The sequence below is a fragment of the Brevundimonas halotolerans genome (genome assembly GCF_003730275.1).
GTDB lineage: Bacteria > Pseudomonadota > Alphaproteobacteria > Caulobacterales > Caulobacteraceae > Brevundimonas > Brevundimonas halotolerans.
The window spans coordinates 106,868-120,967 of sequence record NZ_QTTA01000023.1; the positions used below are offsets into that span (position 1 = coordinate 106,868).

Consider the following 14,100-nt stretch of genomic DNA (forward strand, 5'->3'; position numbering starts at 1 on the left):
ACGCCCGCCAGCGAAACCCGGGTGAGACGTTCCGTCTGCCGGATGCATTTCCGGGGTGACGATCCGGTCAAGCCGCACTAGCGTGCCGCCCATGCAAACCTCGACCCTTCGACACACCGTCTCCGCCCTCACCCTTGTTTCCGCGACCGCCATGGCCGGTCTGGCCCAGGCCCAGGAGGCGGCCGATCCGTCCATCCTGACACCCGAGCGGGTATTCTCCAGTCCGTCGCTGAACGGACCGGTGGCGCGCGGCGTCAGCCTGTCGCCGGATGGCCAGCTGGTCGCCTTCCTGCGCTCACGCGAGGACGATGTGGATGTGCTGGACCTGTGGGCCGTGTCGGTCGACGGCGGCGAGCCGTTCAAGCTGATCGACGCCCGCGCCCTGGTACCGGACGCCGGGGAACTGTCCGAGGCAGAAAAGGCCCGGCGCGAGCGCATGCGGATCAGCGCCCGGGGCGTCGTCGAATACGCCTGGGACCAGCAGGGCCGCTATATTCTGGCGCCGCTGGAGGGCGACATCTTCCTGGCCGAGCGGGAGGGCGGGGCGGTGCGTCGCCTGACCGAGACCGAGGCCGATGAGATCGACGCCAAGGTCAGCCCGGACGGCAACTATGTCTCGTGGGTGCGGGATCAGGATCTGGTCGTCTACGATCTGGCCAGCGGTCGCGAGATGGCCATCACCACCGACGGCGAAGGCCTGATCACCTGGGCCACCGCCGAATTCATCGCCCAGGAAGAGATGGACCGCGACACCGGCTACTGGTGGAGCCCGGACGAACGCTACATCGCCCTGCAGCGCACCGATGAGTCGACCGTCGACATCGTGCCGCGCCTCGACATCACCGGCGGCGGCGCCAGCGTGATCGAGCAGCGCTATCCCCGCGCCGGACGGCCCAATGCCATTGTCGATCTCTATGTGCACGACCGCACGACGGGCGAGCGGGTCAAGGTCGACCTCGGCGACAATGCCGACATCTATCTGGCCCGCGTGGCGTGGTCGGTCGACGGTGAGACCCTGTACGTCCAGCGCCAGTCGCGCGACCAGCAGACGCTGGACCTGATGACCGTGGACCCGACGACGGGCGAGTCTCGGGTGATCCTGACCCAGACCAGCCCGGCCTGGGTCAGCCTGACGCACAACTTCAGACCTTTGGCCGACGGGCGCTTCATCTGGTCGTCGGAAGAGAGCGGCTGGCGGCACCTGTATCTGTATGACCGCGACGGCACGCTGATCCGCCCGATCACGACCGGCGACTATGCGGTCAAGGCGCTGGACGGGGTGAACCTTGCGACCGGCGACGTCTTCTTCACCGCCTCGATGCGCGACGGCGAGGAATATCCGATCGAGCAACAGTTGTTCCGGGCCAGCCTGAACGAGACCGTCACCCCGGTCGAGGTGACCCCGCGCGGCGGCTGGTGGTCGGCTTCGGTCAATTCCACGGGCACGGCCTATGTCGGCAACTATACGGACCTCGAGACCCCGTCGCAGTCGGCCCTCTACCGGATCGACGGCACCCGCGTGCGCTGGATCGAGGAGAACCGGCTGGACGAAAACCACCCCTTCTTCCCCTATGTCGCGCGCCGCCAGACCCCGACCTTCGGCACGCTGGAGAGCGCGGGCGAGACCCTGGTCTGGCAGATGACCACCCCACCAGGCTTTGATCCGTCGAAGACGTATCCGGTTGTCATGCAGGTCTATGGCGGTCCGTCGGGTGGCGGCGTCCGCAACAGCTGGCAGGCCTCGACCACTCAACTGTTGACTGAGGCCGGATATATCGTCTTCCGCCTCGACAACCGGGGCGAGGGCGAGCGCTCGACGAGGTTCAAACAGGCCCTCTATCTGACCATGGGTCAACCTGAGATCGAAGATCAGGTTCTTGGTGCCAACTATCTGAGAACGCTTCCGTTCGTAGACGACGATCGCATCGCCGCCATGGGCTGGAGCTACGGGGGGTTCATGACGCTGCATATGCTGACCGAGCCCGAGATGGGTCTGGCGGCTGCGATTTCGGGGGCGCCTGTCACGGACTGGAGCCTCTATGACACCCACTATACCGAGCGCTTCATGTCGACGCCGGAGGCCAACCCCGAGGGCTATGCGGCCTCGGACGTGGTCGATCAGCTGGATCAGCTGACCGGGCGGCTGCTGCTGATGCACGGCATGGCCGACGACAATGTCATCTTTGAAAACACCACCCGCGTGCTGGACTCGCTGCAGGCCCAGAGCATTCCGTTCGAGACCATGCTCTATCCCGGTCAGCGCCACGGCATCCGGGGCAATGAGCGGGGGCTACACCAATGGCGAACCTACCTGGACTTCCTGGACCGCACGATCGGATCACGCTCGCCGCACGCGGACTGACAAATTCCTCCGCTCATCCCCGCGATAGCGGGGACCCAGCATCGAGCGCATTGCCCTCGCGGCAGGGGTTAGCTCGTCTGGCCAAAGGACTGGGTCCCCGCGTCCGCGGGGATGAGCGGAAAGTATGGGGAGCAGGGGCAGCGCTGGCCGCCGCCCTGACGCTGGGCGGATGCATCAGCGTCGAGGTTCGACGAACGGATGAAAGGAGTGCCGTCGGCTTGGCTGCCACGCAGGCGGCGGAGGCTCTGGAAACGGCTGAGGCTGCTGAGGCGGAAGCTCTCGAGTATGCTCGTGCCGGTGCGGAAGCAGTGGCCTGGGATCGGGCCGACGCCGACCTCAGCGACTGCGTACTTCTGCCTGCCGACGTGGCTGTGCTCTGCGCAGATGATCGTTTCACCACTAATGCGGTCATCACCTGGTCGCCATCGGTAACGGAGATCGACTGGGCGCCGGGCGACGGCATTCGCGGCATGCCGATCCTGCTGAAGGACAATATCGAGACCTTCGACATGCCGACCACGGCGGGGTCGATGGCGCTGATCGACAATGCGCCGGGGCGGGATGCCCCGCTGGTCGCGCGACTGCGGGCCGAGGGCGGGGTGATCCTCGGCAAGGCCAATCTGTCCGAATGGGCCAATATCCGCTCCTCGGACTCGATCAGCGGCTGGAGCGCCGTCGGCGGCCTGTCGCGCAATCCCTATGCGCTGGATCGCAACACCTGCGGCTCATCGGCAGGGTCGGCGGCGGCGGTTGCGGCCGGTCTGGCCCCGGCGGCCATCGGCACCGAGACGGATGGCTCGATCACCTGCCCGGCGGCCATCAACGGTATTGTCGGCTTCAAGCCCACGGTCGGGTTGGTGTCGCGGACCCATATCGTCCCGATCAGCCGCAGCCAGGACACGGCCGGTCCCATGACCCGCACTGTGCGCGATGCCGCCGTGGTGCTGACGGTCATCGCCGGCAGTGATCCCGCCGATCCGGCGACCGCCGAGGCCGATGCGCACCGCGTGGATTTTGCCGCAGGGCTGGATGCGGGGTCGCTGCGCGGCCAGCGGATCGGGGTGATGCGCTTCCTGACCGGCTATTCGACCGGCACGGATCTGGTGTTCGAGGAAAACCTCAGGGCGCTGGAAGCGGCGGGCGCCATTCTGGTCGAGATCACCGAGGGCCCCAACCGCGGCGCCATCGGCGGGGCCGAGTTCGCCGTGCTGCTGACCGAGCTGAAGGTCGACCTCAACCTCTATCTGGCCTCGACCGATCCGGCCCAGGTTTCGACCCGGACCTTGGCCGATGTGATCGCCTTCAATGAGCAGACGCCGCGCGAGCTGGCCCTGTTCGGACAGGACATCTTCGTGGCCGCCGAGGCGACGGAGGGGCTGGACGATCCGGACTATATCGCGGCACGCGAGCGCTCGTTCCGGCTGGCGGGCCCCGAGGGCATCGACAGGATGATGGCCGACCACGACGTCGTGGTGCTGATCGCGCCGACCACCGGCCCAGCCTGGTCGATCGATGTGGTCAATGGCGACAACTATCTGGGATCGGCCAGCCAACTGGCGGCCGTGGCGGGCTATCCGCACCTGACCGTGCCGATGGGCTTTGTCGATGGTCTGCCGGTGGGCATGAGCTTCATTGGCGGCAAGTGGCAGGACCAGCAGGTACTGTCGTTCGGCTATGCCTTTGAACAGGCGACACAGGCGCGGCGGGACCCCGAGTTCGCCCCGTCGGTCGACCGGATGGAGGCGGTGGCGCCGCTGCTGCGGCCTCTGCAGTAGGGGGCTCTCAGAGCGTCCGCAGGGACGTCCAGTTCAGGTGCAGGGTGCGGATGCCATACCGAAGTGCGGAGATGCTGGCGACGAGGAGTCCGATGCCCAAGGCACTGTCGGTGGCGGTGTCAGTCAAACCCGCCGACAACATCTCTCGCCAGTGACGAGCGATCTGCCAGACGATTACGACCGGGAATACGCTGGCCAATAAGGTGACCATTGTCCCGTTCAACAGGCCGGCGAGCGCTTCTTCCTTGTCCTTGGGCGGTTCCATGTCCGGCACCTTAGGGCAGCGGTGCCGGGCGGCAAGGGATGGTCAGTCGATCGGCTGATGGGTGAAGCCGCTGACGCCAGTCAGGGGACGGATGTCGCGTTCGATCTCGACCTCGCTCTCGGCGTAGACGACCAGCAGTTCGGCCAGACAGGTCAGGGCGTTCAGGTGGATGCGCTCATAGCCGTGGCTGGCATCGATGCCGAAGGTCAGCAGGGCCGTGCGGATATCGGCCCCAGACTCAAGCGCCGAGGCCGAGTCCGACCGGTAATAGCGGAATACATCCTTCTGCAGGGCGATGTCGTGGTCGCGTGCCAGCCGCGCCAGCTTGCGCGACAGGTGCCAGTCGAACGGTCCGGTTTGGTCAGCCATGGCCAGGGTGACACCGAACTCGGACGAGTTCTGGCCCGGCGCCGTCGTGCCGTTGTCGATGGTGATCATGGCGGCGACGTCGGGGACCAGCACGGACGAGGCGCCGACGCCCACCTCCTCGGCGATGGTAATCAGGGCATAGGTGTCGACCTCGGGCGTGCGGCCTTCGCGGACCATACACTCCAGAGCCGCCAGCAGGGTGGCGACCCCCGCCTTGTCGTCCAGATGGCGCGAGACAATGTAGCCATTGTCCATGAATTCCGGTTGGGGGTCGATGGCGATGATGTCGCCAACCTCTACGCCCAGGGCTTCAGTCGCGGCACGGTCATAGACCCGTTCATCGATGCGCAATTCGACCTGGCTCCAGGCGACGGGCTGGGTGTCGACCTCCTCGTTGAAGGTGTGGCCCGAGGCCTTGAGCGGCAGGATGGTGCCCCGGAACCGCTGGCCTTCGGAGAAGATCGTGGCCCGCGCGCCCTCGGCAAAACGCGACGACCAGTGCCCGATGGGCACGACCTCGAGGCGGCCATTCTCTTTGATGCGCTTGACCTGGGCACCCAGGGTATCGACGTGGGCCACCAGCGCCCGGGCAGGCTTGGCCTCCTTGCCCGCCAGTTTGGCCCGGATCGCCCCGCGCCGGGTCAGATCGAACGGAATTCCCAGCCGCTCCAGCTCGCGACAGACCTCCCAGACGGCCTCATCCGTATAGCCCGTGGGGCTTGGGATGTTCAGCAGGCGCGACAGGCGCTCGGTCAGATAGGCAGAGTCGATAGAGGGAAGGGTCATGCGTCTCCTTGGTTTCAGCTGGTCAGGGCCACGCGGCTGGCCGCGGCCCCGGACAGGGGGAACAACAGGTCGATGAACCGCTCGGCCGTCGGCTGGGGCTCGTGATTGGCCAGACCGGGGCGCTCATTGGCCTCGATGAAGTGATACTCCGGACCCCGGTGGTCGGGAACCATCAGGTCGATGCCGGTGACCGAGATGTCGATGGCGCGGGCGGCCATCACGGCGGCATTGATCAGGGCGGGATGCACCTCGCCCGTCACATCATGGATGGTGCCGCCCAGATGCAGATTGGCGGCCTTGCGGACGCGGATTTCCTCACCGGCCGGGGCCACGTCATCGAAGCCGTAGCCCGCTTCGGCCAGGGTGCGCCGGGCCTCTGCATCCAGCGGGATGCGGGATTCCCCTCCAGTTGCGGCGGCACGCCTGCGGCTCTGGTGGGCGATCAGGTCGCGCAGACTGGTGCGCCCGTCCCCCACCACGCGCGGCGGGCGGCGGATGGCGGCGGCCACCACCTTGAAGTCAATGACCACCAGTCTCAGGTCCTCGCCCTCGACATGATCCTCGACCAACACTTCGGGACAGAGGGCGCGGGCTTCCGCAATGGCGGCCTGAACGTCGTCCAGCGTGGTGAGGCCCACGGCCACGCCCTTTCCCTGTTCGCCGCGCGCGGGCTTGACCACCAGGGCGGGACGGCCGGCCAGCGCTGCGGTCAGGGCCTCGGTATCTTCCGGATCATAGCGCTGCGGCACCGTCAGTCCGGCGTGTTCGACAATGCGGCGGGTCATCCGCTTGTCGTCACAGATGCTGACGGCGACGGCCGAAGTCAGTTCCGACAGGCTTTCGCGACAGCGGATCGACCGGCCGCCCCAGGTCATGCGCACCAGTCCGCCCTCGGCATCGAGGACATCGGTGGCAATCCCCCGGCGCCGCGCCTCGTCGACGATGATCCGGGCATAGGGATTGAGGTCGCTGGCCGGGTCGGGGCCCTTGAATAGCGGTTCGTTGATCGGATTCTTGCGCTTCACCCCGAAGAAGGAGACACGGCGAAAGCCCAGCTTCTCATAGAGGGCGATGGCCTGTTCGTTGTCGTGGATGACCGACAGATCCATATGGGCCAGCCCACGCGTGCGAAAATGCTCGGCCAGGCGCCGGACCAGGGCCTCGCCCACGCCCGGCTGGGTGGCCTGCGGATCGACCGCCAGACACCAGAGCGACGAGCCTTCCTCGGGGTCGGAAAACGCCTTGACGTGATCGACGCCCGTAACCGTGCCGATGATGGCGCCGGTGGTTTCGTCCTCCGCGACGAAATAGGTCAGGGCGCGATCGTCCTTGGGGCTGGAAAAGAAGTCGGGCCGGATCTGCACCATGCGCCGGGCGGCATAGATGCGGTTGGTCGCCTCTATGTCGTCCTCGGACGCCAGTCGGCGGACGGTGAAGCCCCGGGGCTGGCGTCGGCCCGGGCGATAGGTGGCCAGTTCCAGCCGGAAGGTGTGCGACGGGTCGAGGAACACCTCCTGCGGGGCCGAGGCCAGCAGCACATGTGGGTTGCGCACATAGAAGGCGATGTCGCGCCGGTCCGGGCCCTCGGACCGCAGGGCCTCGATCAGGGGCTGGGCATCGGAGAACGTCTGGGCGAACAGCAGCCGCCCCCAACCCATGTCGAGCACGGCGTCGGGCGTCATCTCGCGCTCGGCGCCGCCGACCATGGGCTTCAGGCCCTCATGGCGCATGCGTTTCAGGCGGTGCGGCGCCGCGCGTGGCTTTTGACGGGGCGCGTCAGACGCCATGGGACTGCAGCCACATTTCCAGAACCGCGACCTGCCACAGCTCGGACCCGCGGAGGGGGGTGATGTGATCGCGCGGGTTTTCGAACAGAGTCTCCAGATACGGGCGCTGGAACAGGCCCCGCTCGCGCGCGACCTGACTGTTCAGACTGTCGCGGACCATCTCGAGATAGGGCCCGTCGATGTATTTGAGGGCGGGAACGGGGAAATAGCCCTTCTTGCGGTCGATCACCTCGGACGGCACCACCAGACGGGCAGCCTCCTTCAGCACGCCCTTGCCGCCCTGTGACAGCTTGTGTTCCGGCGGAATGCGACCGGCCAGTTCGACCAGTTCGTGGTCGAGGAAGGGCACCCGCGCCTCCAGCCCCCAGGCCATGGTCATATTGTCCACCCGCTTGACCGGGTCGTCGACCAGCATGACCTGACTGTCGAGGCGCAGGGCCTTGTCGACGGCGGTCTCGGCCCCCGGAATGCCGAAATGGGCGCGGACCAGCTCGAGGCTGGCGTCGGTCTCGGGCAGATAGTCCGGACTGACCTGAGTGCGCAGCGTCGCATCGCTGCGGTCGAAGAAGGCCCCGGCATAGGTTGCGACCGGATCGGTCGTATCCAGCATCGGCGGGTACCAGTGATAGCCGCCGAACACCTCATCGGCCCCCTGACCGGACTGGACGACCTTGATGTGCTTCGCGACCTCCTGGCTGAGCAGGTAGAAGCCGACATTGTCATAGCTGACCATGGGCTCTGACATGGCGCCGATGGTGCCGGGCAGGGACTGCATCAGCCGGTCATGCGGCACAAAGATCTGGTGGTGGTCGGTGCCATAGTGTTTGGCGATCAGGTCGGAATAGACGAACTCGTCGCCCTTCTCTTGATTGGCGGCCTCAAAGCCGACCGAAAAGGTCTGCAGACTCGTCTGGCCCAGCTCTGCCAGCAGGCCGACGACCAGGCTGGAATCCACCCCACCCGACAGCAGCACCCCGACCGGTACATCGGCGACCATGCGGCGCTTCACGGCAATGCGCAGGGCATCAAGCACCTGATCGCGCCAGTCCGCCGCCGAGAGCCGAGCGTCTTCGGCCCGCCGAACATTCTGCGGCGCCCAGTAGAGGCGGTCGCGATGGGTGCCGTCGGCTTCAAATATGCGCAGGGTCGCCGGTGGCAGCTTGCGCACCCCCTTCAGGATGGTGTGCGGCGGCGGCACCACGGCGTGGAAGGTCATATAATGGTGCATGCCGACCGGATCGATCGAGGTGTCCACGTCTCCACCCGCCAGCAGTGACGGCAGGCTGGAGGCAAACCGCATCCGCTTGCCCTGTTCCGCCAGATACAGCGGCTTGATGCCGAACCGGTCGCGGCCCATCACCACGCGACCGCTGTCGCGCTCGTGGATGACGAAGGCGAACATGCCGTGGAAGCGGTCGACGCAGGCCTCGCCCCACGCGTGCCAGGCCTTGAGGAGCACCTCGCTGTCGCCGTCGGAGAAGAAGCGATAGCCCAGACCCTGCAGCTCGGCGCGCAGCTCGGGGTAGTTATAGATACAGCCGTTGAAGACCATCATCAGCCCGAGGTCGGCGTCGACCATGGGCTGCTGGGCCTTGTCGCTGAGGTCGATGATCTTCAGGCGCCTGTGGCCGAAGGCGACCGGGCCGCGCGCCACCACCCCGCTGCCATCTGGCCCGCGTGGGGCGAGCGCCCCGGTCATCCGTTCTACAGCGGCGATGTCGGCCGTCTGCCCGTTGAAATTGATCTCGCCACTCAGGCCACACATGCGCTGGCTCAGACCTCGCTTGTCATTTGAAATTCAGGTGCACGGGCCGTACGCCCCCAAGCTTAACCGCTGCGACCCGGAACCGTTCCGCCGGGTTTTACGGGCGACGCCGCCCGCGAACCCGGGCTGCGGTCGCAATGACCAGTGTAGCGGCCAACAGTCCGGCACCCAACCCTTGCCAAAGGCTATCGTCCAGCGGTCCGGGTCAGATCGGCGTCGGTGAGAGCCCCGCCACCCAGCGATGCATGTCGCGACGCCCGGGTGCTCTTCATTGAGCAGGGTCATTGAAGCGGCTGCCCCCCTGTGCGACACCTGATGCAATGGCGAACAAGCCCGACTTCTTCGACGAAATGAATGGCTCCGGCACGTCCTGCCGACCGCCGTATGCAAGTTACGCTGACTGGTTCGAGCGTCAGGGCGCGCAGACCCTCAAGAAGAAATCCAAGGACGCCGAGGTCTTCTTCCGTCGCACCGGCATCACCTTCAATGTCTATGGCCAGCAGGAAGCCGACGAGCGGCTGATCCCCTTCGACATTGTGCCGCGCATCATTTCGGCCCGGGAGTGGAGCCGCCTGACCCGCGGGATCGAGCAGCGGGTGCGGGCCATCAATGCCTTTCTGCACGACATGTATCATCGGCAGGAGATCCTGCGGTCCGGCCGCATCCCCGTCGATGTGATCGCGGCCAATGCCGCCTTCCTGCCCCAGATGATCGGGGTCGAACCGCCCGGCGGCATCTACACGCACATCGTCGGCATCGACATTGTCCGCACGGGCGAGGACGACTTCTTCGTGCTTGAGGACAATGCCCGCACGCCGTCGGGCGTCTCCTACATGCTGGAAAATCGCGAGACGATGCTGCGCATGTTCCCCGAACTGTTCTCGCGGGTCGCGGTGCGCGAGGTCAGCGACTATCCCAAGCTGCTGCGGCGGTCGCTGGCGGCCAGCGCACCGCGAGGCTGCGCAGGATCGCCCGTCGTGGCGGTCCTGACGCCCGGCATCCACAACTCGGCCTATTTCGAGCATGCCTTCCTGGCGGACGAGATGGGTGTCGAACTGGTCGAAGGGCAGGACCTGCAACTGGTCGATGGCCGCATCGCCATGCGGACCACCCGGGGCTACACCCCCATCGACGTCCTCTATCGTCGGGTCGACGACGAGTATCTGGATCCGATGAGCTTCAACCCGGACTCCCAGCTGGGCGTGCCGGGGTTGATGGACGTCTACCGGGCCGGGGGCATCACCATCGCCAATGCGCCGGGCACGGGCATCGCCGACGACAAGGCGATCTACAGCTACATGCCCGACATCATCCAGTTCTACACGGGCGAGAGCCCCATCCTGAAGAATGTTCCGACCTGGCGGTGCGCCGAGCCCGACGCCCTGGCCTATGTGCTGGAACATCTGGACGAGCTGGTCGTGAAGGAAGTCCACGGTTCGGGCGGCTACGGCATGCTGGTAGGGCCCGCCGCCAGCAAGCGGGAGATCGCCGCCTTTGCCGACAAGCTGAAGGCCCGCCCCGCCAACTATATCGCCCAGCCGACCCTGGCCCTGTCGACCGTGCCGGTGCTGACCAAGGCCGGCCTGGCACCGCGCCATGTGGACCTGCGCCCGTTCGTCCTCGTCTCTCCCGGCAAGATCGAGATCACCCCCGGCGGCCTGACCCGCATGGCGATGAAGGCGGGATCGCTGGTGGTGAACTCCAGCCAGGGCGGCGGCACCAAGGACACCTGGGTGCTGGAAGAATGAGGCGGGGCACAGTCACCATGCCGGGTCGGGGAGGGCTGTCATGCTAGGCAAGACCGCCGCCGGCCTGTTCTGGATGTTCCGGATGCTGGAGCGCAGCGAGAACACGGCGCGTCTGGTCGACGCGGGCTTTCGGATCGCCCTGACCCGGTCTGCGGCGGCCGAGGCGGAGTGGGCTTCGGTCATCAGCACCGCCGGTGTCCGCAAGGGCTATCTGGAGCGGTACGACGAGTTCAACGCCGCCAACGTCATCGACTATCTGCTGCGGGACAAGGACAATCCCTCCAGCGTCGTCTCGGCCATCAACAGCGCCCGCACCAGTGCGCGGCTGGTGCGCACCGCCCTGACCCGTGAGGTCTGGGAGGCGACTAACGAAGGCTGGATGACAATCCGCGAGGTGCTGAAGCGGCCTGTGTCCGAGAACGGCCTGCCCGACATCCTGGCCACCATCCGGCGTCAGAATGCCCTGGTGCGCGGGGCCCTGACCGGCACCATGATGCAGAACGACGTCTACAACTTTGCCCATCTGGGGATCTTCATCGAGCGGGCGGACAACACGGCCCGGATCCTCGACGTCAAATACTATGTGCTGCTGCCGTCGGTGTCCTATGTCGGGTCGTCGCTGGACAATGTGCAGTGGGAGACGATCCTGCGGTCGGTCTCGGCGCAGCGGGCCTATCGCTGGCTGAGCGACGGGACCGCCAATCCCCGCCAGATTGCCAATCTGATCATTCTGGACCGGCGCATGCCGCGTTCGCTGGCCTTCTGTGCCGGGCAGATTTCCGAGCATCTGGGCTTCCTGGCCGAGGCCTATGGCAGCGAGATGCCCAGCCACGATCTGGCGCGGGCCCATGTGAAACGGCTGGCGGATCATTCGATCGAGTCGATCTTTGACGCAGGGCTCCACGGCGTCCTGAACGACTTCATCGCCCGCAACCACGCCCTCGGCCTGCAGATCGAGCAGGACTACAGGTTCTACGGATGATCCCATGCGCGTGAAGGTCCGGCACAGCACCGAATATCACTATGGCCAGGCCGTCAGCCGGGGCCTGCAGAAGATCCGCCTGACCCCCAAGCACTCGGGCGGGCAGGAGGTGTTGTCCTGGCGGACCGAGATTGAGGGCGGCCGCAAGGAGGTCGCCTACACCGATCAGCACAACAACCTGGTCGAACTGCTGTCCATCGAGCCGGGCAGCCGCACGGTGACCATTCTGTGCGAGGGCGAGGTCGATACCTCGGACACCGCCGGAGTGATCGGCCAGCACGGGGGGTTTGCCCCCTTGTGGTATTTCCAGAGGGCGACGCCGCAGACCCGCCCCGGTCCCCGCGTGCGCCAGCTGGTCCGCGACCTGGGCAAGGACTTCGACGACGACCCGTCGCGCCTGCACGCCCTGTCGGCGCTGATCCTGAAGACGGTCGGCTATGAGACCGGCACGACCGACTTTTCGACCACCGCGGAGCAGGCCATCGAGACCGGACGCGGCGTCTGTCAGGACCACGCCCACATCATGATCGCGGCCGCCCGGCTGATGGGCTATCCGGCACGCTACGTCAGCGGCTATCTGGTCATGGACGACCGGGTGGACCAGGACGCGGGCCACGCCTGGGCCGAGGTCCACGTCGAGGGCCTGGGCTGGGTCGGCTTTGATGTCTCGAACGGTGTCTCGCCCGATCCCCGGTATGTGCGTGTCGCGACAGGCCTCGACTATGGCGAAGCGGCGCCGATCTCGGGTATCGTCTACGGGGGCCGCAATGAGTCGATGGTTGTTCAGCTGCAAGTCCAGCAGTAGTCCGGCCATGCCCGCAATGAAGGTAACCGCTCCATGACCTATTGCGTTGGCATGCGCCTCAACAAGGGGCTGGTGTTCATGTCGGACACCCGCACCAATGCCGGCGTCGACAACGTCGCCACGGTCCGCAAGATGTTCACCTGGCACAAGCCGGGCGAGCGGATGATCACCCTGATGACCGCCGGCAATCTGGCCACGACCCAGTCGGTGGTCAGCATTCTGGACGAGCGCACCAAGGTCCCGGCCGAGCGCAATCCCTCGCTGCTGGAAACGCCGACCATGTTCCAGGCCGCGCGGCTGGTGGGCGAGGCCCTGCGCGAGACCATCCAGACCAATGTCCAGAGCGGCCAGTCGGCCGAGGCCATGTTCGGCGCCACCCTGATCATGGGCGGCCAGATCAAGGGCACGCCGCCGCGCCTGTTCCTGATCTATCCGCAGGGCAATTTCATCGAGGCGACCGACGACAATCCCTATTTCCAGATCGGCGAGACCAAATACGGGCGCCCCATTCTGGTGCGGGGTTATGACCCGGACATGAGCTTCGAACAGGCCGTCAAATTGCTGGTGGTGTCGTTCGACTCAACGCTCAAGGCAAATCTGTCGGTGGGCCTGCCGATCGACTTCCAGACCTATACCGCCGGCCAGTACGAGCCGACCCACGAGACGCGGATCGAGCGGGACGACCCCTATTTCCAGACCATCGCCCACGACTGGGCCGTGGCCCTCAGATCCGCCTTTCTTTCGCTGCCCGATCCGGAGCTGTGAGCGAGACGCGGAAAACACCGTCTGAATAGTCTGAACCGTCTGAAAGGGGAGGGCTGGAGTCGAAGGCCGAAAACAGACTCCCCTTTCTCCATATCGCCGGAAAGCCCCGTGCTTGCTGGGGTTCAGGGCCGTGCATGGGCTGGAGTCATGTGCGGGGACTCCAATCCAGACCCTGAAAAATACCGTCTGAACCGTCTGAACCGTCTGAAATCTGGATCGAGGCTCAGGCGCTCGTCCCGGACCGCTGCAGCCGGACCGCATCCCCCTCGTCAAATACCCTCCCTGCTATTGAGAACCCATTCTGCCACAACCCGCAGCCAGGGCGGGAAGAAAGGGTCGGGCATGCGCACCCGGGGCGATGGACTGTCTGCAATCGATGGGTAGTCACGCCGCCATCCCATCCGTGCGATACGCTGTGCCGCCGGGCTCCAAGGATGTGCAGCACCGCGTCAGCAGCGTCGATTGGCCCGCCGCCGAGTGGAACGGGCCGCTCGCGATCAAGGGTCTGATGACGCCGGAGGACGCCACACGCGCCATCCGTTCCGGCGAGCGGCGTGATCATCTCTAGGCCGTGAACTCATAAACTGATGGGTCTGCTACCTCGCGCTTTTCCATTCGTCGACGAGGCGTCCAATCCGACTTGCGCGCTTTGCCAGCGGGGTATCTGATACACCATCGAAGTCCATCGCTC

The 14,100-nt window shown here is 65.9% G+C and carries 11 protein-coding genes; 7 read left to right on the forward strand and 4 right to left on the reverse strand.

Annotated elements, in window-relative coordinates:
- The first annotated feature begins 91 nt into the window (after positions 1-91).
- Together EG854_RS12425 and EG854_RS12430 are read left to right on the forward strand one after the other, a co-directional pair.
- Complete coding sequence (locus tag EG854_RS12425; protein WP_123288448.1) at positions 92-2,362, forward strand: S9 family peptidase; 2,271 nt, start codon at positions 92-94, stop codon at positions 2,360-2,362.
- A gap of 410 nt (positions 2,363-2,772) precedes the next feature.
- Positions 2,773-4,137: an amidase gene (locus tag EG854_RS12430; protein ID WP_241153276.1), complete on the forward strand. Its 1,365-nt coding sequence runs from the start codon at positions 2,773-2,775 to the stop codon at positions 4,135-4,137.
- A 7-nt stretch (positions 4,138-4,144) separates the two neighbouring features.
- On the opposite strand, the gene EG854_RS12435 is transcribed toward EG854_RS12430, so the two are convergent.
- Genes EG854_RS12435 through EG854_RS12450 form a run of 4 tightly spaced genes read right to left on the reverse strand, consistent with a single transcriptional unit; the run spans position 4,145 to position 9,109 of the window.
- Positions 4,145-4,402, reverse strand: coding sequence for a hypothetical protein (locus EG854_RS12435; protein WP_164462040.1), 258 nt, complete (start codon positions 4,400-4,402; stop codon positions 4,145-4,147).
- Positions 4,403-4,444: 42 nt separating this feature from the next.
- A complete protein-coding gene (locus EG854_RS12440) occupies positions 4,445-5,557 on the reverse strand; it encodes an osmoprotectant NAGGN system M42 family peptidase (RefSeq protein WP_123288450.1) in 1,113 nt (370 codons plus the stop codon).
- A 14-nt stretch (positions 5,558-5,571) separates the two neighbouring features.
- Entirely contained in the window at positions 5,572-7,344 is a 1,773-nt protein-coding gene (ngg, locus tag EG854_RS12445; RefSeq protein ID WP_123288451.1) for an N-acetylglutaminylglutamine synthetase, read from the reverse strand.
- Positions 7,334-9,109, reverse strand: coding sequence for an N-acetylglutaminylglutamine amidotransferase (locus EG854_RS12450; RefSeq protein ID WP_123288452.1), 1,776 nt, complete (start codon positions 9,107-9,109; stop codon positions 7,334-7,336). The genes ngg and EG854_RS12450 overlap by 11 nt, the downstream gene beginning before the upstream one ends.
- A gap of 320 nt (positions 9,110-9,429) precedes the next feature.
- On the opposite strand from EG854_RS12450, the gene EG854_RS12455 reads away from it, so the two are divergent.
- The 5 genes from EG854_RS12455 (at position 9,430) to EG854_RS13205 (ending at position 13,977) form a co-directional block, all read left to right on the forward strand.
- A complete protein-coding gene (locus tag EG854_RS12455; protein ID WP_123288453.1) occupies positions 9,430-10,857 on the forward strand; it encodes a circularly permuted type 2 ATP-grasp protein in 1,428 nt (475 codons plus the stop codon).
- A gap of 40 nt (positions 10,858-10,897) precedes the next feature.
- Positions 10,898-11,839 (forward strand): alpha-E domain-containing protein, encoded by a 942-nt coding sequence (locus EG854_RS12460; protein ID WP_123288454.1) that lies wholly within the window; start codon positions 10,898-10,900, stop codon positions 11,837-11,839.
- A gap of 4 nt (positions 11,840-11,843) precedes the next feature.
- Positions 11,844-12,644 (forward strand): transglutaminase family protein, encoded by an 801-nt coding sequence (locus EG854_RS12465; RefSeq protein WP_123288455.1) that lies wholly within the window; start codon positions 11,844-11,846, stop codon positions 12,642-12,644.
- 33 nt (positions 12,645-12,677) lie between these two features.
- Positions 12,678-13,409 (forward strand): proteasome-type protease, encoded by a 732-nt coding sequence (locus tag EG854_RS12470; RefSeq protein WP_123288456.1) that lies wholly within the window; start codon positions 12,678-12,680, stop codon positions 13,407-13,409.
- Positions 13,410-13,785: 376 nt separating this feature from the next.
- On the forward strand, positions 13,786-13,977 hold the full coding sequence (locus EG854_RS13205; RefSeq protein WP_164462041.1) for an alpha-hydroxy-acid oxidizing protein: 192 nt from the start codon (positions 13,786-13,788) through the stop codon (positions 13,975-13,977).
- Positions 13,978-14,100 lie beyond the last annotated feature (123 nt).

Coding starts and splice junctions, on each gene's coding strand:
- EG854_RS13205 (WP_164462041.1), top strand. CDS start 13,786: ATGGGTAGTCACGCCGCCATCCCATCCGTGCGATACGCTGTGCCGCCG.
- EG854_RS12470 (WP_123288456.1), top strand. CDS start 12,678: ATGACCTATTGCGTTGGCATGCGCCTCAACAAGGGGCTGGTGTTCATG.
- EG854_RS12450 (WP_123288452.1), bottom strand. CDS start 9,109: ATGTGTGGCCTGAGTGGCGAGATCAATTTCAACGGGCAGACGGCCGAC.
- EG854_RS12435 (WP_164462040.1), bottom strand. CDS start 4,402: ATGGAACCGCCCAAGGACAAGGAAGAAGCGCTCGCCGGCCTGTTGAAC.
- EG854_RS12465 (WP_123288455.1), top strand. CDS start 11,844: ATGCGCGTGAAGGTCCGGCACAGCACCGAATATCACTATGGCCAGGCC.
- EG854_RS12455 (WP_123288453.1), top strand. CDS start 9,430: ATGGCGAACAAGCCCGACTTCTTCGACGAAATGAATGGCTCCGGCACG.
- ngg (WP_123288451.1), bottom strand. CDS start 7,344: ATGGCGTCTGACGCGCCCCGTCAAAAGCCACGCGCGGCGCCGCACCGC.
- EG854_RS12425 (WP_123288448.1), top strand. CDS start 92: ATGCAAACCTCGACCCTTCGACACACCGTCTCCGCCCTCACCCTTGTT.
- EG854_RS12460 (WP_123288454.1), top strand. CDS start 10,898: ATGCTAGGCAAGACCGCCGCCGGCCTGTTCTGGATGTTCCGGATGCTG.
- EG854_RS12440 (WP_123288450.1), bottom strand. CDS start 5,557: ATGACCCTTCCCTCTATCGACTCTGCCTATCTGACCGAGCGCCTGTCG.